Origin of the sequence: Streptomyces sp. KR80 (assembly GCF_052245555.1) — a bacterium.
Classification (GTDB): Bacteria; Actinomycetota; Actinomycetes; order Streptomycetales; family Streptomycetaceae; genus Streptomyces.
Genome location: NZ_JBQQCD010000015.1, coordinates 114,372 through 135,116, shown reverse-complemented (window position 1 = coordinate 135,116; position 20,745 = coordinate 114,372). Strand labels below are relative to the sequence as shown.

Genomic DNA, 20,745 nt, shown 5'->3' with positions numbered 1-20,745 from the left:
GGCGAGCGCCGAACATGGCGTGCGCCCGCCGTGGCAGCCCGTGCCGAAGGGGCGGGAACAGACGTCGATGGTGGTCGTACGCATGTCGGCACCCCCGTGGTGAAGCGCGGTCGGCGGGCAACCCTTCTGCCGGCCCCGCCGGTTGGTCGTCTCGAATCATCGGGACCGGGCGTATTGACGTGGTATCGAACTGGTATCGCGCGTCGGTGGGCGGTACTAGCCTGTGGTGGTTGCTGGGGGGGTCGCTGTCGTCGTAGAGGCTGCTGCCCACCAGATGTCCGGGGCTCGGGGGAGGCCGGTGATGGACGCGTCCACGGTGGAGTTCAAGGTTCTGGGGCCACTCGAGGTCTGGGCCGCGGGCAGCCGACTGCCGCTCGGCGGCACCCGGCAGCGGAAGGTCCTCGCCGTCCTGCTCATGGAGGCGGGCCGGGTCGTGTCGGTGGACCGGCTCGTGGACACGGTGTGGGAGGACCGGCCGCCGGCGACGGCGCCGGCGCAGGTCAAGATCTGCGTGTCGGCGCTGCGTCGTACGTTCGCTGCGGCAGGCGCGCCACCGGAACTGATCGTCACCCGCTCCCCCGGCTATCTGCTGTGCGCCGGAGACGGTCAGCTCGACGCCCGGCGGTTCGAGCAGTTGGCCACCCAGGCCCGCGGTGCGGCCCAGGATGGCTTCTGCCGGGCAAGCGAGCAGGCACGGGCCGCACTGGCACTGTGGCGCGGGCCGGCGCTGGACGGGATCGGCGGCCGCATCATCGACGCGGAGGCCCGCCGCCTCGACGAGTGGCGCCTGAGCTTGTTGGAGGAGTGCCTGGAATGGGAGCTCGCGCTGGGTCGCCACGGCGATCTGGTGGGTGAGCTGTGCGCGTTGGTCGCCGAACACCCGCTACGGGAGCGGCTGCACGGCCATCTCATGCTCGCCTTGTACCGCTCGGGCCGTCAGGCCGAGGCCTTGGAGGCCTACCAGCGGGCGCGGCAGACCATCGTCGAGGAGTTGGGGCTGGAACCGAACAGCGAGCTGCAGCGGCTGCATCAGGCCGTCCTGGCCCGCGATCCGAGCCTCGAGCCACCGGCGCCCGATACCGCGCCGCAGGACCATGAGCCAGCCGGCGGCTCCGCCTCGACACCCGGCCCACGCCAGGCGCCGGCCGAACCTCCCCGCGTCCCCCAGCAGCTGCCCACTGGGATCGCCTGCTTCACCGGCCGCGAGAAGCAACTCGCGCGGATCCGGGACGCCTTCCGGGCGGACCCGGGTCCCGGAGGCTCCTCGGGGGCCGTTGTCGTGTGCGCGATCGCGGGGCGGGCAGGCGTCGGCAAGACGGCCCTCGCCATCCAGGTAGCACACGAGCTGCGTGACGAGTTCCCCGACGGACAGCTCTATGTGGATCTGCAGGGCGGGCAGGACCATCCCGCGGATCCCGTCGCCGTACTGGCGCGATTCCTCGGCGCGTTCGGGGTGGACGGCCGGGTGATCCCGCAGGGCCTGGACGAGCGCGCGGCGATGTACCGCGACCGGTTGGCCGGCCGGCGGGTGCTGGTGGTGCTGGACAACGCCGCCGACGAGGCGCAGGTCGCGCCGCTGCTGCCGGGCAGCGCGAGCTGCGCCGTCCTGGTCACCGGCCGGGCGAGGCTCGCCGGGATCGAGGGTGCGCAGCTCCTCGATCTCGACGTTCTCGACGCCGAGCAGTCGGTCGGTCTGCTGGCACAGATCATCGGCAGCGACCGGGTGTCGGCGGATCCGGGGCAGGCGCTGGAGCTGGCCGGGCTGTGCGGGCACCTGCCGTTGGCGCTGCGGATCGCCGGAGCGCGGCTGGCCACCCGTCCCCATTGGACGGTGGGCCGCCTCGTCCATCGGCTGGCCGACGAGCGCCGCCGACTGGACGAGTTGGTGCACGGTGGACGGGAGGTGCGCAGCAGCCTGGCGCTGAGCTGCCGCGGTCTCGACGAGCAGCAGCGGCGACTGTTCCACCGGCTGGGGCTGTTGGACGTCCCCGACTTCGCCGCGTGGGTCGGCGCCGCGCTCCTCGACGCCACGGTGGCCGAAGCCGAGGAGCGCATCGACCAGCTCGTCGACGCCCAACTCCTGGACGTGGTGGGGCGCGACGCAGCCGGCCAGACGCGCTACCGGTTCCACGACCTGACCCGGGTGTACGCCAGGGAAGGCGCGAGCGCGGAGCCGGAACCCGATCGCCTCGCCGCGCTGTCCCGGGCGTTCGGCTGCTGGCTCGCACTCGCCGAGCGCGCCCATGCGGACATCTACGGTGGGGACTTCGTGGTGCTGCACGGCGGTGCCGAGAGATTCCACCTCGATCCACCGTCTGTCGAAGACTTGGTCGACGACGCGCTGGCCTGGTGCGAGAGCGAACGTCTGGCCGTCGCCGCCATCGTGCGGCAGACCGCCGAGCTCGGTCTTGACGAGCTGTGCTGGGACCTCGCGGTCACCTCGGTGTCGTTCCTGGAAACCCGCAACTACTTCGACGAGTGGCGCTTCACCCATGAGCAGGCCCTCGAGGCGACCCGGCGCACGGGCAATCTGCGCGGCCAGGCGGCCGTACGCACCGCGCTCGGACTGCTCGAGCTCAACCTGAACCGCTACGAGCCGGGCACCGCCTGGCTCGGCCCCGCCCTCGATGCCTTCATGGAACTCGGCGACCTGCACGGATGCGCGCTGGCGCTGCCGTTGCTGGCCTACGTGGAGACGATGTGCGGCCAGTACGACAGCGCGCTGAGCCGGTTCGAACAGGCCCTGGAATGGCTGCGCCAGACCGGCGACCGGGGTGGTGAAGTCCTCGTCCTGCGCTCGATCGGGCAGATTCACCTGGACCTGGGGCGCACCGAGGAGGCGGCGTCGCACCTCGAACACGCGCTGGCCATCGTCCGCGACAGCGGGGTCGAGTCATCCCATCCACAGCTCCTGGACCGCGCCGGCGAGCTGTACCTCGCGCAGCGCAAGATCGAGCAGGCCGAGCGGGCGTACCGGGACATGCTGGCCATCGTGCGCCGTCTCACCGACGATCGGGGCGAGGCCTTCGCGCTGCTCGCTCTCGGCCGGGTCCTGCTGTCCCGGGAACTGCTGGTCGACGCCGATGCCCTGCTGACCCAGGCGCTGTCGCTCGGCCGCAAGATCGGCGACGAGCTCATCGAGGCCCGGGTGTTGCTGGCCCTGGGCGACCTTCGCCACCGGCAAGGCCGGCCGGCCGAGGCCATCGGACTGCTGAACGCCGCCGTCGACCTGTGCGAGCAGATGCACACGCCGATCTACCAGGCCCGGGTGCTCCGGGCACTCGGCTCGGCGCACCTGTCCACCGGCGACCCCCGGTCCGCCGACGCCGCATGGCGGCGCTCCCACCACGTCCTCACCGAACTCGGCTCCCGCGAGGCCGACGACGTCGACGCCTTGCGGTCCGCGCACCTCGACCCCGCGCGGATCGGGCCGCGGTGAGCCCCGGATTGACTGGTCCGCCGTCGGTCTCGAGGCCGAGCGATCTGCCGACGGTTGTCACTCAATTCCCGGCTGTCCCTGCCGTCACAACCGTCGCGAGGAGTGGGCCCACTTTCGCGCGCATAGGGGACCATGGATGAGGTCGCGTATCCCGGCGCCCGGCCGGGCCGCTCGTACGGCCCGGGGCAGCGCCCGGACCGGTGCAGGTGCGGCAGGTGCTTCACTTGTCACCAGGCGACCCTTGTCTACGGAGGTACCGCGTGTCCTGCTTGATCGTCCAGAGCGACAAGACGCTGCTCCTGGAAGTCGACCACGATCAGGCGGACGCCTGCCGCCGCGCCATCGCCCCCTTCGCGGAGCTGGAGCGGGCGCCCGAGCACATCCACACCTACCGGGTGACCCCGCTCGGACTGTGGAACGCCCGCGCGGCCGGCCACGACGCGGAGCAGGTTGTCGACGCCCTGGTCGAGTTCTCCCGCTACCCCGTACCGCACGCCCTCCTCGTCGACGTCGCCGAGACCATGGCCCGCTACGGTCGGCTCCGGCTGGAGAAGCACCCCACGCACGGCCTCGTCCTGGTCACCACCGACCGCCCGGTCCTGATGGAGGTCCTCCGGTCCAAGAAGATCCAGCCGCTCGTGGGCGCCCGCATCGACCGGGACACCGTCGCCGTGCACCCCTCCGAGCGCGGCCAGATCAAGCAGGCGCTGCTCAAGCTCGGCTGGCCGGCCGAGGACATGGCCGGCTATGTGGACGGGGAGGCGCACCCGATCGAAATGCGCGAGGACGGCTGGGCGCTGCGCCCGTACCAGACGCAGGCGGTCGAGAACTTCTGGCACGGCGGCTCAGGCGTCGTCGTCCTGCCCTGCGGCGCGGGCAAGACGCTGGTCGGCGCGGGCGCGATGGCGACCGCGAAGTCGACCACGCTGATTCTGGTGACCAACACGGTCTCGGCCCGGCAGTGGAAGCACGAGCTGGTGAAGCGCACCTCGCTCACGGAGCAGGAGATCGGTGAGTACAGCGGTGCGCGGAAGGAGATCCGGCCGGTCACCATCGCCACGTACCAGGTCCTCACCACCAGGCGGAAGGGCGTCTATGCGCACCTGGAGCTGTTCGACTCCCGCGACTGGGGTCTGATCGTCTACGACGAGGTGCATCTGCTGCCCGCCCCGGTCTTCAAGTTCACCGCCGATCTGCAGGCCCGCCGCCGCCTGGGCCTGACAGCGACACTCGTACGGGAGGACGGCCGCGAGTCGGATGTCTTCTCGCTGATCGGGCCGAAGCGCTTCGACGCGCCGTGGAAGGAGATCGAGGCGCAGGGCTATATCGCTCCCGCCGACTGCGTCGAGGTCCGGGTGAACCTCACAGACTCCGAGCGGCTGACGTATGCGACGGCCGAGACGGACGAGAAGTACCGCTACTGCGCTACGACCGACAGCAAGCGCCGGGTCACCGAGGCTCTGGTCGAGCGGCACCGGGGGCAGCAGACGCTGGTCATCGGGCAGTACATCGACCAGCTCGACGAGCTCGGCGAACACCTCGGCGCCCATGTCATCAAGGGCGAGACCACCAATGCGCAGCGGGAGAAGCTCTTCGACGCCTTCCGGCGGGGCGAGATCGGCGTGCTGGTGGTGTCCAAGGTCGCGAACTTCTCCGTCGACCTGCCGGAGGCGACGGTCGCCATCCAGGTCTCGGGCACCTTCGGCTCCCGGCAGGAGGAGGCCCAGCGCCTGGGTCGCGTCCTGCGCCCGAAGGCGGACGGCCACCCGGCGGTGTTCTACTCGGTCGTCGCCCGGGACACGATCGATCAGGACTTCGCGGCCCATCGGCAGCGCTTCCTGGCCGAGCAGGGATATGCGTACCGGATCGTCGACGCGGACGACCTGCTGGCGGCGGACGAGGTCTGACGGGCAGCCGGTCCCTGGTGGGGGAGGGCGTCAGCGGCGGATCACTGGTGACCGCTCGGAGTACTCGCCGAGGATGGCGACTCTGATCGCGGCCTCCGCGTAGACCCGGATCGCACGCAGCACATTGCCCAGGACGTGCTGGTGCCGGGCGGGGACGGAGCCGAGCGCGGAGGCGCCCTTGGCGGGGGACGGATGGGCCGGGGTGAACGATGCAGTGCTCATGTCGTCCATGATGGATTTCACCCGTTCGCAGCACATCGGCCGAAAGGCCGAGGCCGCGCCACGCGAGCGTCCGCCTTCGGGGCGGCCCCCGCCCCCTACCAGAGGTGGACATCCCTGAGACGGGATTCGGGGGCGGGCCCGTCCGGCGACTGAGACCGGTGCCGCGGAAAACCATTCGTCAATGGGGTGCGCGCTGCATAAAATCGCCGTCCCCCAGTCCTCGTACGGGGCCCAGCCGCCTCCCGGCCCGCGCCGGAGAGCGCCACCGGCCGGACGGAAACCGGCCGGTATCCCGCTCGACGCTCCTGTCTCGACCGCTCTCCCGGAGGCGAAGCCGTGCCCGCGCACGCCCACCCGCACCCCGCTCACCGGGACCCGGTGAACCCCCTCGACCGCGAGCGCGCGCACCTCGCCGCGTCCCGCGCGGCGCTGGCCACCATGCGCGCCGACGTCGAGGCTCTCGACATCACCGACGTGACCGCGACCTGGGTGAACGCCGCCGTCCTCCAGCACCAGATCGACCAGCGCATCAAGGCCCTCGCCGACCACGCCCACACCCCGCTCTTCTTCGGCCGTCTCGACTACCTCCACGCTCCCGGCGGGGAACCCGCAGACGACGACGGCGCGAATCAGCGGTACTACATCGGGCGGCGGCACGTCCACGACGCCGACGGCGACCCCATGGTCATCGACTGGCGGGCGCCCGTCTCCCAGCCCTTCTACCGGGCCTCCAAGAACGACCCGATGGACGTCGCGCTGCGCCGGCGCTTCGGCTACACGGGCGGCGAACTCACCGCGTACGAGGACGAGCACCTCACCGATCCGGCCGAGGAGGCCGTCGGCTTCGCGAGCAAACTGCTCCAGGCCGAGATCGAGCGGCCGCGGGTGGGCCCTATGCGGGACATCGTCGCCACGATCCAGCCGGAGCAGGACGAGATCGTACGGGCCGGGCTGGGCGGGACCGTCTGTGTCCAGGGCGCGCCGGGCACCGGAAAGACCGCTGTCGGCCTGCACCGGGTGGCGTATCTGCTGTACGCGCACCGGGAGCGCCTGGCCCGTACGGGCACCCTGGTCATCGGCCCCAACCGCTCCTTCCTCCGCTACATCGAGCAAGTGCTGCCGGCCCTCGGCGAGCTGGAGGTCGCGCACGCGACCGTCGACGACCTGGTCGCCCAGGTGAACGTACGAGCTGAGGACAGCACGGCCGCCGCCCGTATCAAGGGCGACGCCCGGATGGCGCAGGTGCTGCGGCGCGCCGTCCGCTCCGGTGTCGCCATGCCGACGGAGGCCTGCGTCGTCGTGCGCGGCTCGCGGCGCTGGCGCATCCCGGCGTACGAACTGGAGGAGCTCGTCCACGAACTGCTGGCGCGGAACATCCGCTACGAGGCGGCCCGCGCGGCGCTTCCGCAGCGCATCGCGCACGCCGTGCTGGTCCGGATGGAGGCGGCGGGCGAGGCCCCGGACGACCGGGTGCAGGACGCGGTGGCGCGGAGCGCCGCGGTGCGGGCCACGGTCAAGGCGGTGTGGCCGCAGGTGGACCCGGCGAAGTTGGTCCTGCGGCTGCTCTCCGACCCGGGCTTTCTGGCGGAGCAGGGGGAGGGACTGCTGTCTCCGGACGAGCAGAAGGAGATCCTCTGGCAGAAGCCGGCCCGCTCGGTGAAATCCGCGCCATGGTCGGCGGCGGACACCGTACTGATCGACGAGGCGGCGGACCTGGTGGAGCGCACGCCGTCGCTCGGGCACGTGGTGCTGGACGAGGCGCAGGACCTGTCGCCGATGCAGTACCGGGCGGTGGGCCGCCGCTGCTCGACCGGCTCGGCGACGGTGCTGGGCGACCTGGCCCAGGGCACCACGCCCTGGGCGACCGGGAGTTGGCCCGAGGCGCTGGCCCATCTGGGACAGCGGGACGCGCGGATCGAGGAGCTCACGGCCGGCTTCCGGGTGCCGCGCGAGGTCATCGCGTATGCCTCGCGCCTGCTGCCGGCCATCGCGCCGGGCCTGGCCCCGGCCACCTCCGTGCGCGAGGCGCCGGGCTCGCTGGAGGTCCGGAAGGCCGGGCACGACGACCTGGAGGCCGCGGTCCTCACCGCCTGCCGCGAGGCGCTGTCCCGGGAGGGCTCGGTCGGCCTGATCGCGGCGGACGCCCGCGTCCCGGCACTGGTCGACGCCCTGGCCGGCGCCGACCTCGCCCATCTCGCCCCCGGCATGGCGACGTCCCTGCCGGAGCCGGGTGAAGCGACCTCTGCTGAGCCGCGCCTCGCCCTGGTCCCGGCGTCACTCGCCAAGGGACTGGAGTACGACTACGTGGTGCTCGACGAACCGACGGCGATCGTCGACGCCGAACCGGACGAACGGACGGGTCTGCGCCGCCTCTACGTGGCGCTCACCCGCGCGGTCTCCGGCCTCACGATCCTCCACGCCGCGCCTTTGCCGCCGGCATTGACCTAGGGTTGTGGGCACCCTCAACCCGGTTCAGAGGGCCGCGCGCCACTCTTCGACCGCAGACGCGGAGACCCGAGAAGCCCAGCCCGCAGGGCGCGCCGCGCTGCCGATGTGGAAGGCGTCGATTCCGGTGGCGCGCAGCTCTGGAACGTGGTCGAGGCGGAGTCCGCCGCCGACGAGAATCCGCGGCTCGTAGCCCGGGTGGCCCTCCGCCTTGAGGCCCGCTTCCGCACGCAGCGTCGGCAGACCCTCGTCCACCCCGGCCGGGGCCCCCGCCGTCAGATAGGTGTCGAGCCCCGGCAGCCCCGCCAGCTGTTTGCGCAGTGTTCCGCGATCGACCGCGTGGTCGATCGCCCGGTGGAACGTCCACCGGCACGGCTCGATGACCGCGACCAGCATCTCCACCGCGACCAGGTCCGGGTGCCCCTCGTGGTCGAGGAAGCCGAGCACGAACTCGTCCGCCCCCTCCGTACGCAGCGCCTGCGCCGTCGCGCACAGTCGGTGCAGCTCGTCCGCCGAGCCGGCGGTGTAGCCGGCGTTCGACCGCAGCATCACGCGCACCGGGATGTCCACGGCGGCGCGGACCTCCGAGAAGACGCCGCGGGAGGGCGCCAGCCCACCGGCCGCCATGTCGGTGACCAGTTCGAGGCGGTCTGCTCCCCCCGCCTGGGCCGCGATCGCGTCATCCCGGCCGAGGGCGATCACCTCAAGAATTGGTCTAGACATGTCTCCAAGATTGCCACACAACGATCGCCGGGGAAACCCGTGGCCCACAATTGATCCATGGCCGCCGACGCCACCCACGACATCCTGCTAGCCCGCTGGAGCGGGCTGCTGCACCGCTGCCAGGAGAAGTCCTACCCGGACCCGGTGCCGTTCGGCGAGAACCTCCTCACCCGCTGGGCGGAACCGCAGCGGCGGTATCACAACACCAGCCATCTCCTGGCCGTGCTGGACCACGTCGAGGAGCTCGCCCACTACTGCGCCGACCCCGACGCCGTACGGCTCGCCGCCTGGTTCCACGACGCCGTGTACCACCCCGAGCGATCGGAAAACGAGGAACGCAGTGCGCGGCTCGCCGAGCGCGCCCTGCCCGAGGCGGGCGTGACCGCGGCGCGTACGGCCGAGGTGGCGCGGCTCGTGCGGCTCACCGTCACACACGACCCGGCGGCCGGCGACACCAACGGCGAGGTCCTGAGCGACGCGGATCTCGCCGTCCTCGCAGGCCCCCCGCAGGCCTACGCGGCCTACGCCGCCGCCATTCGCCAGGAGTACGGCTTCGTCCCGCACGACGCCTTCCGCGAAGGCCGTACGGCCGTACTGCGCCAGCTGCTCGGGCTGCCGCGGCTGTTCCGCACCCCGTACGGCCACGAGCACTGGGAGCCGACCGCCCGCTTCAACCTGGCCACCGAGCTGGACCTGCTGACCGTCTGACCGGAACACCAGCCGACCGACCGGACGCGAGGACCGGCCCCGCCGCCTACGGCTTGATGTCGTAGAGGACGTTGAGCGGATCCTCCACCGGCACCCGCTCCACGCGTGAGAAACCGGCGGCCGTGGCCAGCTCCCGCACGTTCGCCTCCGGCACGCCGCACGTGCCGAGCCCGGCGCCGCCGTCCGCCAGCGAGGTGGTCATGCAGTACAGCACGCTGAACCCGTAGAACATCGCCGCCACCGGGCCCTGGTTGTCCGCTGGCCGGTCCTGGCAGTTGATCTCCAGCATCAGGTAGTCGCCGTCGTCCTCGGTGGCGGCGCGGATCGCGCGCAGCAGCCCGGCCGGGTCCGCGGCGTCGTGGATGACGTCGAAGGTGGTCACCAGGTCGTACCGGCCGGGGAGGCCCTTGGTCACGTCGAGCAGCTCGAAGCCGACCCGGTCGGACAGGCCCGCGCGCTCGGCGTTCTCCCGCGCCCGCTCGATCTGCGCCTCGAAGACGTCGAAGCCCACGAATCGGGACCGGGGGAAAGCCTTGGCGAGCGTCAGCGACGCCCGCCCCGCGCCGCACCCCACGTCGGCCGAGACGATGCCCTCCACGAGCCGCTCACCGATGTCCGGCAGTGCCGTGATCCACTCGTCGAGCATCACGCTCTCGAACCAACTGCCGGTGAACCGCTCCATGCCCCGCCAGAGGTCGGGCGGGTACTCGCTTTGCGCGACCCCGCCGCCCTCGCGGAAGGCCCGGGTCAGATGGTCGAGCGGGGCCCAGAGGGCGGGGACCATCTGGAGGGCGCCGCCCATGAACATCGGACCGTTCTCCTCGGCCAGGACCGGTGCGTGCTCGGGCGGGAGGACGAAACGGCCGCCGCGGGGCGTCTCCTCCAAGTAGCCCGCGGCCGTGAGGCCGCGCAGCCACTCACGGGCGTAGCGCTCCTGGATCCCCGTGCGGTCCGCCAGCTCCTGGCTGGTGGCCGGGCCGTTCGCCGCGAGGTCCTGGAACAGACCGAGCCGGTCGCCGAGCACACAGAGCGCCGTCACCAGGGAGCCGCTGTAATCCGCCTGGGCCTTGGTCACAAAGGCCTGGATCTTCGCCTCGTCGAGGAGCTGTTCCTCGTCGAGCGGGACGGATGTCGTCATGAGAGGCGCCCTCCTTCAGGTTTCCGAAGCGCCACCTCGCCGGGTTCTCTCAACCACCGTATTCCGGCTCATGGATCAACGCCTCTCGGCGCCCCGGCGTGCTTGGGGCGGCGCAGCCCCGCCGCTGTCAGCCGCCGCACCAGCTCCTTGCTTCCCACCTCGATGGCGCCCGCGTCCACCGCCGCACGGTAGCGCTCGCTCGGCACGTCGTAGTGGTCCCGTTCGAACGCCCGCTCCGGGGCACCGATCCGGGCCGCGAACGCGTGCAGCTCCTCGTACGAGACGTCGCTCACCAGGTGCGACCACATCCTGCCGTGGCCCGGCCAGCTCGGCGGGTCGATGTAGATCGCCACGGTCAGCGTCCCAGGACCGCGCCCAGGCCGCCCACCGGCGCGACGACCACGCCCGCCACCGTGCAGACCCAGTGCGGATCCGGTCCGAGCGCCGGCTCCACTCCCAGCGTGTGCGGGTCGGCGCCCTCCGCACAGACCGGGCACAGCGGCCACCGCCCGTACCGGTCGAGCAGCGCGTCCTGGACGTCCTGAGCGATCAGGCCTCCCACGTAGTCGACGCCTTCCGGCCACTGCTCGACCCACCAACGGCGGTGCGTCACCGCGTCCTCGACCAGCGACACGACATCGGCCTGCACCACGCCTCCTGCCGTCAGATCGTCGAGCACCAGAGCGCGCGCGGCGTGCAGGGCCTGCTCAAGCTCCATACGGACCATTGTCACGCCCTTTCCCCAGGGGTTGACGCCGCAGCTGGCTGAAAATACCTTCCAGATGTGAGCAGTGAAGTGAAGGAAACTTTCATCCCTCGCCGGCCGCCGACACCGGGCCCGGACCCGGGCGCCCTGGCCGCGAAGGTGCGTACCCTCGGTCCTTCGATGACCCGCTCGATGCAGCGCGTCGCCGTGGCCGTGGCCCAGGACCCCGCGGGCTGTGCCGCGCTCACCGTCACCGGACTGGCCGAGCGGACCGGCACCAGCGAGGCCACGGTGGTCCGCACGGCCCGCGTCCTCGGCTATCCCGGCTACCGCGACCTGCGCCTCGCGCTCGCCGGGCTCGCCGCCCAGCAGCAGTCCGGGGCCGCGCCCGCCGTCACCGCCGACATAGCGGTCGACGACCCGATCTCCTCCGTGGTCGCCAAGCTCGCGCAGGAGGAGCGGCAGTGCCTCGCCGACACCGCGGCCGGGCTCGACACCGGCCACCTGGAGTCCGCGGTCGGCGCGCTCGCCGCCGCTCGCCGGATCGATGTGTACGGGATCGGTGCGTCGAACCTCGTCGCCCAGGACCTCGTCCAGAAGCTGCTCCGCATCGGACTGATAGCGCACGCCCACGCCGACCCGCATCTGGCGGTGACCAACGCCGTGCAGCTGCGCGCCGGTGACGTCGCCGTCGCCATTACCCACTCCGGACGGACCACGGACGTCATCGAGCCACTGCGGGTCGCCTTCGACCGCGGCGCGACGACGGTGGCGATCACGGGCCGCCCGGACGGCGAAGTCGTGCAGTACGCGGATCATGTCCTGACCACGTCGACGGCGCGCGAGAGCGAGCTGCGGCCCGCGGCCATGTCCAGCCGTACGAGCCAACTGTTGGTCGTGGACTGCCTGTTCATAGGCGTGGCCCAGCGAACGTACGACGCCGCCGCCCCGGCCCTGTCCGCGTCGTACGAAGCCCTCGCCCACCGCCACAGTCACCCCAAACGCGCGTAACCCTCAGCCCGCCGGAACCGAGAAAGCCGCCCCCCATGACCTCCTCCACCGATCGCACACGGCTGCGTGCCGAGCTCGACACCCTCACCACCGAGGCCTTCCGCAGCGAGTTGGCCGAAATCGACCGGCTGCCGACCCTCGAGATCGCAAAGATCATGAACGAGGAGGACAGCACCGTCCCCGCCGCCGTCACCGCGCAGCTGCCGTCGATCGCCGCCGCGATCGACGCCACCGCCACGCGGATGGCCCACGGTGGCCGGCTCGTCTACGCGGGTGCGGGCACCGCGGGCCGGCTCGGCGTGCTGGACGCGAGCGAGTGCCCGCCGACCTTCAACACCGCCCCCACGGAGGTCATCGGGCTCATCGCGGGCGGTCCGTCCGCCATGGTGACGTCCGTCGAAGGAGCCGAGGACAGCCGGGAACTGGCGGCGAGCGACCTCGACGCGCTGGACATCAGGGTCGACGACACGGTCGTCGGCATCTCCGCCTCCGGCCGCACCCCGTACGCGATCGGCGCCGTGGAGCACGCCCGCGCCCGAGGTGCACTCACCATCGGGCTGGCGTGCAACACCGGTTCGCCGCTGGCCGCGGCGGCCGAGCACGGCATCGAGGTGGTCACCGGTCCTGAGCTGCTGACCGGCTCGACCCGCCTCAAGGCGGGCACCGCCCAGAAGCTCGTGCTCAACATGATCTCGACGATCACCATGATCCGGCTGGGCAAGACGTACGGGAACCTGATGGTCGACGTCCGCGCCTCGAACGACAAGCTGCGCGCTCGGTCGCGCCGCATCGTCTCTCTCGCGACCGGCGCCTCCGACCCGGAGATCGAGGCCGCACTGACCGCGACGGACGGAGAGGTCAAGAACGCGATCCTCACCATCCTCGCGGAGGTCGACGCTCCAACGGCAGCGAAGCTCCTCGTCGACACCAACGGCCACCTCCGCGCAGCCCTGCGCGCCGCAGGGCGCCGCGCCTAACGGACCCCAACCCCCCACACAGCAAGGCCACCGCACATGGCACCAGCACAGGACAAGAACGACGACCTGGCTTCCGCGCTCCTCCCCCTCGTCGGAGGAGCGCGGAACGTCACCGCTGTCGCCCACTGCATGACCCGGCTCCGCCTCGGACTCCGCGACCGCTCCCTCGTACAGGACGAGGCGCTGAGGGCGGTGCCCGGCGTGCTGGGCGTCGTGGCGGACGACACGTACCAGATCGTGCTCGGCCCGGGCACGGTCGCCCGCGTGACGCCGGAGTTCGAGCGACTCGTCGAGTCGGAGCGCGGCGCCGCTGCCGCCGCAACGACAGGCGCCACCGAGGCCACCAAGCCCACCGAGGCCCAGCCGCCGACGACCGCCGAGGAACTCGCCGCGCACGGCGCCGCGATCAGGGCGGCGCAGAAGCGGCGGAACGCCACTGTGGTCAAGCTCTTCCTGCGCCGGATCGCGGGCGTCTTCGTCCCGCTGATCCCCGCGCTCATCGGCTGCGGCATCGTCGCCGGCATCAACGGCCTGCTCACCAACCTGGTCAGCGCGGGCCACCTCACCTGGGCCGCCTCCCTCGTCCCGGCGCTCGCCGCCATCGCGTCCGGCTTCATGTCGCTGATCGCCGTATTCGTGGGCATCAACACCGCCAAGGAGTTCGGTGGTACGCCCGTGCTGGGCGGCGCGGTCGCGGCGATCATCGTCTACGCGGGAGTCGCCGACGTCCATGTCCTCGGCCGGAGTCTCTCCCCCGGGCAGGGCGGAGTCCTGGGGGCGCTGGGGGCGGCTCTGCTCGCGGTCCGGGTCGAGAGGTGGTGCAGAAGCCGTGTCCCGGAGTCCCTGGACGTCCTGGTCACCCCGACCGTGACGGTCCTGCTGTCGGGCCTGGTCACCCTCTTCGGTCTGATGTTCCTGGCGGGCGAGGTGTCCCAGGCGATCGGCTCGGCGGCCAACTGGCTGCTGTCGACGGGCGGTCTCGTCGCCGGCTTCGTGCTCGGCGGCCTGTTCCTCCCGCTGGTGATGCTGGGACTCCACCAAGCCCTCATCCCGATCCACACCACCCTGATCGAGCAGCAGGGCCACACCGTTCTCCTGCCGATCCTCGCGATGGCCGGCGCCGGCCAGGTCGGCGCCGCCGTGGCCGTCTACGTGCGGCTGCGCCGGAACACCTCCCTCCGCAAGACCATCCGCTCCGCCCTCCCGGCCGGACTCCTGGGTATCGGCGAGCCGCTGATCTACGGCGTCTCGCTTCCGCTCGGCCGCCCGTTCGCCACGGCCTGTGTGGGCGGCGCGTTCGGCGGTGCCTTCGTCGGCGCCGTGGCCCAGTCGGGTGACGCGGTCGGTTCCACAGCCATCGGGCCGTCCGGCTGGGCGCTCTTCCCCCTGCTGCAGGGTTCCGCGGGCCTCGCGGCGACCGTCGCCGTCTATGGGGCGGGACTCCTGGTCGGCTATGTCGCGGGATTCGTGGTCACGTACTTCTTCGGATTCAGCAAGCGGATGCTGACCGAGCTCAACGCCACCGAGCCGGTCGGCCCCGCGACCGCAGAGCCCACCCGTTCCGGACCGGCGAAGGCCACCCGCGTCTGACCGGCCGTACGGCGGCCCGGCTGCATGACGGGAAAACGCCCGAGGGCGGCACCCCGCGCAGGGGTGCCGCCCTCGGTTCGTACGGCCGGAGCGACCGATCCTCGGAAGGATCAGAAGTCCATGTCACCGCCCGGCATGCCGCCGCCGGCCGGCGCCGAGGCCTTCTCCGGCTTGTCGGCGATGACGGCCTCGGTGGTGAGGAACAGACCCGCGATGGACGCGGCGTTCTGCAGCGCGGAGCGCGTCACCTTGGCCGGGTCGATGATGCCCTCGGCGACCATGTCGACGTACTCGCCCGTCGCGGCGTTCAGGCCACGACCCGTGTCGAGGTTGCGCACCTTCTCCACGACGACGCCGCCCTCGAGACCAGCGTTGACCGCGATCTGCTTCAGCGGGGCCTCCAGGGCCAGGCGGACGGCCTGGGCACCGGTGGCCTCGTCGCCCTCGAGCTCGAGCTTCTCGAAGACCTGGGAAGCCTGGAGCAGGGCCACGCCACCACCGGCGACGATGCCCTCCTCGACGGCGGCCTTCGCGTTGCGCACCGCGTCCTCGATGCGGTGCTTGCGCTCCTTGAGCTCGACCTCGGTCGCCGCACCGGCCTTGATGACGGCCACGCCGCCGGCCAGCTTGGCGAGGCGCTCCTGGAGCTTCTCGCGGTCGTAGTCCGAGTCGCTGCTCTCGATCTCGGCGCGGATCTGGTTCACGCGGCCCTGGACCTGCTCGCTGTCGCCGGCGCCGTCGACGATGGTCGTCTCGTCCTTGGTGATGACGATCTTGCGGGCGCGGCCGAGCAGATCGAGGCCGGCGTTCTCCAGCTTGAGGCCGACCTCCTCGGAGATGACGGTGCCACCGGTGAGGATGGCGATGTCGCCGAGCATGGCCTTACGGCGGTCACCGAAGCCCGGGGCCTTGACGGCGACGGACTTGAAGGTGCCACGGATCTTGTTGACGACCAGGGTGGACAGCGCCTCGCCCTCGACGTCCTCGGCAATGATCAGCAGCGGCTTGCCCGACTGCATGACCTTCTCCAGCAGCGGAAGGAGGTCCTTCACGCTGGAGACCTTCGAGTTGACGATCAGGATGTACGGGTCGTCGAGCGCCGCCTCCATCCGCTCCATGTCGGTGGCGAAGTAGGCGGAGATGTAACCCTTGTCGAAACGCATGCCCTCGGTGAGCTCCAGCTCGAGCCCGAAGGTCTGCGACTCCTCGACGGTGATGACGCCTTCCTTGCCGACCTTGTCCATCGCCTCGGCGATGAGCTCGCCGATCTGGGTGTCGGCGGCGGAGATGGAGGCAGTGGAAGCGATCTGCTCCTTGGTCTCCACATCCTTGGCCTGCTCGAGCAGCTGGGCGGAGACGGCCTCGACGGCCCGCTCGATACCGCGCTTGAGGGCCATCGGGTTGGCGCCCGCGGCTACGTTGCGCAGGCCTTCCTTGACGAGTGCCTGGGCGAGGACGGTCGCGGTCGTCGTGCCGTCACCGGCGACGTCGTCCGTCTTCTTCGCGACCTCCTTGACCAGCTCGGCACCGATCTTCTCGTACGGGTCCTCGAGCTCGATCTCCTTGGCGATGGACACACCATCGTTGGTGATCGTGGGGGCTCCCCACTTCTTCTCGAGCACGACATTGCGGCCCTTGGGACCCAGGGTGACCCGGACGGCGTCGGCGAGCTGGTTCATCCCGCGCTCGAGGCCGCGCCGTGCCTCCTCGTCGAACGCGATGATCTTGGCCATGTGAAGTGTCCTCCACGGACTGGGGATCCCCCCGCCGAAGCAGGGGGCGGTGGATTGCTCCGGACCGCGTGGCGCCCGCGACGGACGGCCTGCACGCCCGGTGGTTCCTTGCCCCACCCGGCCTACGGGCCTCACCGACCCGGTCCTTCTGTCACTCTCAACGTCAGAGTGCTAACGCCAATGATTAGCACTCGACCCCATCGAGTGCAAGCCGCCCGAAGGGCGTCAGTGAGGGGTGGTGGTCAGGTGACGTGAGGGCGCAAGGCGGCCCGAAGGGCCTCGATGAGGGGTGGTGGTCGGGTGACGGGAGGGCGCAAGGCGGCCCGAAGGGCCTCGATGAGGGGTGGTGGTCGGGTGACGGGAGGGCGCAAGCCGCCCGAACGGCATCCATGAAGGGTGGTGGTCGGTGGGGAAGGGCTGGGGCATGACCGAGGGCCCGCCCCTCGGGGGCGGGCCCTCTCAACGCCTGTGGTCAGTCGGCGCGTGTCTTCAGCCGGCGACGCGGACCATGTCCGCCTGCGGCCCCTTCTGGCCCTGCGAGATCTCGAACTCGACCCGCTGACCTTCCTCGAGGGTGCGGTAGCCGTCCATCTGAATCGCGCTGTAGTGCACGAAGACGTCCGCACCACCGTCGACCGCGATGAAGCCGTACCCCTTCTCCGCGTTGAACCACTTGACGGTGCCTTGAGCCATCCCTAACTCCCCTATTACTGGCCCTTGCACAGGACCGCACTCCGCGGACCCGGGTCAGAACTCACCCCGACAGGTCCCCTCTGCCCAGCGGCAGGCGGAATTACGCCAGGGGTGTGCGCCGGAACGCGTCGACCGCGGCTGAATGTATCTGCACCGATGCCGTCTGCAACAGGTCAATCGGACGAGAATTCTGGCCACGGTCGATCGGAATTTTCCGCTGAATAACCCAGAATTCAGGGCAAGTCGGGCCGGGCATAGCTCACCAACACGACAAATCACGCACACAATTTGAACACAGGTTGTCGCGTTGTTGTCGCGAACTCATATGCGTTCGGCATGGACATCCGTGAAGGATCGACCAACTCTACCGCGGGCACCCCCACAGAATGGCCCCCTCCGCTTCTCTCACGGAGGGGGCCATTCCCATTACGTAAGGTTGTTGAATTACCCGCCAGCGACAGCCGGAATGATCGATACCCCCGCGCCGTCCGGTGTCGCCGTCTGCAGGCCGTCCTCGAAGCGCACGTCGTCGTCATTGACGTAGACGTTCACGAAGCGGCGGAGCTTGCCCGTGTCGTCCAGAACGCGCGCGGCGATCCCCGGGTGGTTCTTCTCCAGTGACTCGATGACCTCCGCGAGGGTCGCCCCCTCGGCGGTCACCTCGGCCTGGCCACCGGTGTAGGTGCGCAGGATGGTCGGGATACGGACGTTGACGCTCATGCGGGTTCACCTTCGGTGGGAGAGGGGGGTCGGTGGTTGAGGTCGGTTGGTCGGGTGCGGGCAAACCTCAGTCGGCTAGGCCGGCCGCGCGGAACGCGTCCAGGCTCGGGCGGATCGTCGCCGTGGGGCCGGTGGTCGGGGCCACCGCGTCAAGCGTCTTGAGGCCGTCGCCGGTGTTCAGCACCACGGTCTCGCCGGCCGGGTCGAGCTGACCCGTCTCCACCAGCTTGCGCAGCACTCCCACCGTCACGCCACCCGCGGTCTCCGCGAAGATGCCCTCGGTGCGGGCCAGCAGCTTGATGGCGTCGACGATCTGCTCGTCGGTCACGTCCTCCACGGCACCACCCGTACGGCGGCAGATGTCCAGCACGTACGGCCCGTCGGCCGGGTTGCCGATCGCCAGCGACTTGGCGATCGTGTCCGGCTTCACCGGCCGTACGACGTCGTGGCCGTCCTTGAAGGCCCGCGACACCGGCGAGCAGCCTTCGGCCTGGGCTCCGAAGATCTTGTACGGCTTGTCCTCGACCAGACCGAGCTGGATCAGCTCCTTCAGCCCCTTGTCGATCTTCGTGAGCTGGGAGCCGGAGGCGATCGGGACGACGAGGTTGTCCGGGAGGCGCCAGCCGAGCTGCTCGGCGATCTCGTACGCCAGGGTCTTCGACCCCTCGCCGTAGTACGGACGCAGGTTGACGTTGACGAAGCCCCAGCCCGAGCCGAGCGGATCGCCGATCAGCTCGGAGCAGAAGCGGTTCACGTCGTCGTACGTGCCCTCGATACCGACCAGGTCGCCGCCGTATACGGCCGCCATGACGACCTTGCCCGCCTCCAGGTCATGCGGGATGAACACACAGGACCGGAAGCCCGCGCGGGCGGCCGCGGCGCCGACCGCGCCCGCGAGGTTGCCCGTCGAAGAGCAGGACAGGGTGGTGAACCCGAAGGCCCGCGCCGCCTCGACGGCGATCGCGACGACCCGGTCCTTGAAGGAGTGCGTCGGGTTCCCGGAGTCGTCCTTGACGTGCAGACCGCCGGTGACGCCCAGTTCGCGGGCGAGGTTGTCGGCCTTGACCAGCTTGGTGAAGCCGGGGTTCAGGTTCGGTTTGTCGGCGACGTCCGCGGGGACGGGCAGCAGCGGCGCATAGCGCCAGATGCTGTTGGGACCGGCCTCGATCCGCTTCCGCAGGTCGCCGGGATCGCCGCTCGGCAGCTCGTACGCCACCTCGAGCGGCCCGAAACACACCTCGCAGGCGAAGATCGGGCCGAGCCCGAAGCGCTCGCCGCACTCGCGACAGGACAGCGCGGCGGCAGGTCCGAGAGAGACGGTTCCGGTGCTGCTTGCGACGGTTTGCACAGCCATGGAGGCGAGGCCCTTTCTCCTCATCTTCCTCGCGACGGACTTCGCCACGAGACGGAATTGGCACCTTCCCTAGCCGGGAGCCTCGCGCCGAAACACGGGCCGACTGGAGGGTTGCCGGGGCTTCAACGGGCCGTTCCCTCTGCCCCTCTGGATGAGCGGTATGGCACCGGGACGGCGCCCGGGCGTTTGTGCGCGCGGTCACCCCGACATCAAGTGGACTCGCGCGTTGTTCAAGACTGTAACCGAAGGCCCGGACACTTGAGATAGTCGTCCGAACCGCGAGACGGATCACCGTCGCACCCATCGGACCGTCCAACCGCCCACCGATCCTCGAGCATCAGGGAGACGAGCGTACGTGCTGGAAGAAGTGGAGCGCTGGCTGGAACGCCGCTCCTGGTCGGCCGGCGACCGTCCGCTGAGCCGACTCCTCACCGCGAAGCGCGCCGCGGGTCGCGACGGCACGGTCAGCGTCGTGCTCCCCGCCCTGAACGAGCAGGCCACGGTCGGGGCGATCGTCGAGACGATCCGACGCGAGCTGATGACCGAGTCGGTCCCGCTCGTCGACGAGCTGGTGGTCCTGGACTCCGGCTCCACCGACCGTACGGCCGAGGTCGCCGCGGCGGCCGGAGCCCGCGTGGTCGACCGGGACACCGTGCTGCCGCGGCTGCCCGCGCTGCCCGGCAAGGGCGAGGTGCTGTGGCGCTCGCTGCTGGTCACCGGCGGCGAGATCGTCTGCTTCGTCGACGCCGATCTGCGTGACTTCTCCGCCCGCTTCGTCTCGGGGATAGTCGGCCCGCTGCTCACCGAGCCCGGGGTACAGCTGGTGAAGGCCATGTACGACCGGCCGCTCGGCGAGCAGGTGGGACCTCCCGCCGGAAGCGAGCAGGGGGGCAGGGTGACCGAACTGGTCGCCCGGCCGCTGCTCAATCTGCACTGGCCGCAGCTGGCCGGCTTCGTCCAGCCCCTGGGCGGCGAGTACGCGGCCCGGCGCTCGCTGCTGGAGCAGCTGCCGTTCCCCGTCGGTTACGGGGTCGAGCTGGGCATGCTCATCGATGCGCTGGATCTCGTCGGGCTCGACGCCCTGGCCCAGGTGGACGTCGGTATACGACGCCACCGCCATCAGAGCGGACAGGCACTGGGCCGGATGGCCGCGACGATCTACCGCACCGCACAGGCCCGGCTGGCGCGCGGCCATCTCGTACGGCCGGTGCTGACCCAGTTCGCCCGGACCGACGACGGTTTCACCCCCTCGGTGCACGAGGTGGCGGCGGACGAACGCCCCCCGATGATCACGATTCCCGAGTACCGGACCCGCCGTGCAACGCACAGCGGCCGGGTGGCCTGACCGCCCGGCGCCGTGCGCCGACCGCACGCCGGCG

Annotated in this window: 17 protein-coding genes and 1 riboswitch; of the genes, 8 read left to right on the top strand and 9 right to left on the bottom strand. The window is 70.8% G+C overall.

What is annotated here, in order from left to right:
- Window positions 1-301: 301 nt before the first annotated feature.
- Window positions 302-3,439 (top strand): AfsR/SARP family transcriptional regulator, encoded by a 3,138-nt coding sequence (locus ACTWQI_RS21210; RefSeq protein WP_443272680.1) that lies wholly within the window; start codon window positions 302-304, stop codon window positions 3,437-3,439.
- A 260-nt stretch (window positions 3,440-3,699) separates the two neighbouring features.
- Entirely contained in the window at window positions 3,700-5,346 is a 1,647-nt protein-coding gene (locus tag ACTWQI_RS21205) for a DNA repair helicase XPB (RefSeq protein ID WP_443272678.1), read from the top strand.
- A gap of 30 nt (window positions 5,347-5,376) precedes the next feature.
- Here ACTWQI_RS21205 and ACTWQI_RS21200 read toward each other — a convergent pair whose 3' ends face one another.
- Entirely contained in the window at window positions 5,377-5,568 is a 192-nt protein-coding gene (locus ACTWQI_RS21200) for a hypothetical protein (protein ID WP_443272676.1), read from the bottom strand.
- A gap of 336 nt (window positions 5,569-5,904) precedes the next feature.
- Here ACTWQI_RS21200 and ACTWQI_RS21195 point away from each other — a divergent pair, with 336 nt between their 5' ends.
- Entirely contained in the window at window positions 5,905-8,016 is a 2,112-nt protein-coding gene (locus tag ACTWQI_RS21195; protein ID WP_443272674.1) for a HelD family protein, read from the top strand.
- A gap of 24 nt (window positions 8,017-8,040) precedes the next feature.
- Here ACTWQI_RS21195 and ACTWQI_RS21190 read toward each other — a convergent pair whose 3' ends face one another.
- A complete protein-coding gene (locus tag ACTWQI_RS21190) occupies window positions 8,041-8,736 on the bottom strand; it encodes a copper homeostasis protein CutC (RefSeq protein ID WP_443272672.1) in 696 nt (231 codons plus the stop codon).
- 57 nt (window positions 8,737-8,793) lie between these two features.
- On the opposite strand from ACTWQI_RS21190, the gene ACTWQI_RS21185 reads away from it, so the two are divergent.
- On the top strand, window positions 8,794-9,444 hold the full coding sequence (locus tag ACTWQI_RS21185) for an HD domain-containing protein (RefSeq protein WP_443272670.1): 651 nt from the start codon (window positions 8,794-8,796) through the stop codon (window positions 9,442-9,444).
- Between the two features lie 46 nt (window positions 9,445-9,490).
- On the opposite strand, the gene ACTWQI_RS21180 is transcribed toward ACTWQI_RS21185, so the two are convergent.
- The 3 genes from ACTWQI_RS21180 to ACTWQI_RS21170 all read right to left on the bottom strand — a co-directional run bounded on the left by ACTWQI_RS21180 (window position 9,491) and on the right by ACTWQI_RS21170 (window position 11,300).
- Window positions 9,491-10,582 (bottom strand): methyltransferase domain-containing protein, encoded by a 1,092-nt coding sequence (locus tag ACTWQI_RS21180; RefSeq protein WP_443272668.1) that lies wholly within the window; start codon window positions 10,580-10,582, stop codon window positions 9,491-9,493.
- Window positions 10,583-10,650: 68 nt separating this feature from the next.
- Complete coding sequence (locus tag ACTWQI_RS21175) at window positions 10,651-10,935, bottom strand: DUF4031 domain-containing protein (RefSeq protein WP_443272666.1); 285 nt, start codon at window positions 10,933-10,935, stop codon at window positions 10,651-10,653.
- Window positions 10,936-10,937: 2 nt separating this feature from the next.
- Window positions 10,938-11,300 (bottom strand): hypothetical protein, encoded by a 363-nt coding sequence (locus ACTWQI_RS21170; RefSeq protein ID WP_443272664.1) that lies wholly within the window; start codon window positions 11,298-11,300, stop codon window positions 10,938-10,940.
- A gap of 66 nt (window positions 11,301-11,366) precedes the next feature.
- On the opposite strand from ACTWQI_RS21170, the gene ACTWQI_RS21165 reads away from it, so the two are divergent.
- Genes ACTWQI_RS21165 through ACTWQI_RS21155 form a run of 3 tightly spaced genes read left to right on the top strand, consistent with a single transcriptional unit; the run spans window position 11,367 to window position 14,866 of the window.
- Complete coding sequence (locus ACTWQI_RS21165) at window positions 11,367-12,299, top strand: MurR/RpiR family transcriptional regulator (protein WP_443272662.1); 933 nt, start codon at window positions 11,367-11,369, stop codon at window positions 12,297-12,299.
- A gap of 35 nt (window positions 12,300-12,334) precedes the next feature.
- A complete protein-coding gene (gene murQ / locus ACTWQI_RS21160) occupies window positions 12,335-13,276 on the top strand; it encodes an N-acetylmuramic acid 6-phosphate etherase (protein ID WP_443272660.1) in 942 nt (313 codons plus the stop codon).
- Window positions 13,277-13,312: 36 nt separating this feature from the next.
- Window positions 13,313-14,866: a PTS transporter subunit EIIC gene (locus tag ACTWQI_RS21155; protein ID WP_443272658.1), complete on the top strand. Its 1,554-nt coding sequence runs from the start codon at window positions 13,313-13,315 to the stop codon at window positions 14,864-14,866.
- A 110-nt stretch (window positions 14,867-14,976) separates the two neighbouring features.
- Here ACTWQI_RS21155 and groL read toward each other — a convergent pair whose 3' ends face one another.
- From groL to thrC, 4 genes are all read right to left on the bottom strand, one after another.
- Complete coding sequence (gene groL, locus ACTWQI_RS21150; RefSeq protein WP_443272656.1) at window positions 14,977-16,599, bottom strand: chaperonin GroEL; 1,623 nt, start codon at window positions 16,597-16,599, stop codon at window positions 14,977-14,979.
- A 489-nt stretch (window positions 16,600-17,088) separates the two neighbouring features.
- Entirely contained in the window at window positions 17,089-17,292 is a 204-nt protein-coding gene (locus tag ACTWQI_RS21145; RefSeq protein ID WP_003986833.1) for a cold-shock protein, read from the bottom strand.
- 444 nt (window positions 17,293-17,736) lie between these two features.
- Complete coding sequence (locus ACTWQI_RS21140) at window positions 17,737-18,012, bottom strand: ubiquitin-like small modifier protein 1 (protein ID WP_443272653.1); 276 nt, start codon at window positions 18,010-18,012, stop codon at window positions 17,737-17,739.
- Between the two features lie 67 nt (window positions 18,013-18,079).
- Complete coding sequence (gene thrC, locus ACTWQI_RS21135; protein WP_443272651.1) at window positions 18,080-19,366, bottom strand: threonine synthase; 1,287 nt, start codon at window positions 19,364-19,366, stop codon at window positions 18,080-18,082.
- 17 nt (window positions 19,367-19,383) lie between these two features.
- A riboswitch (SAM riboswitch) is annotated at window positions 19,384-19,524 on the bottom strand.
- Window positions 19,525-19,721: 197 nt separating this feature from the next.
- Here thrC and ACTWQI_RS21130 point away from each other — a divergent pair.
- Window positions 19,722-20,711 carry a glucosyl-3-phosphoglycerate synthase gene (locus ACTWQI_RS21130; RefSeq protein ID WP_443272649.1) on the top strand — a complete coding sequence of 330 codons (990 nt, stop codon included), beginning with the start codon at window positions 19,722-19,724 and terminating at the stop codon, window positions 20,709-20,711.
- Window positions 20,712-20,745: the final 34 nt, after the last annotated feature.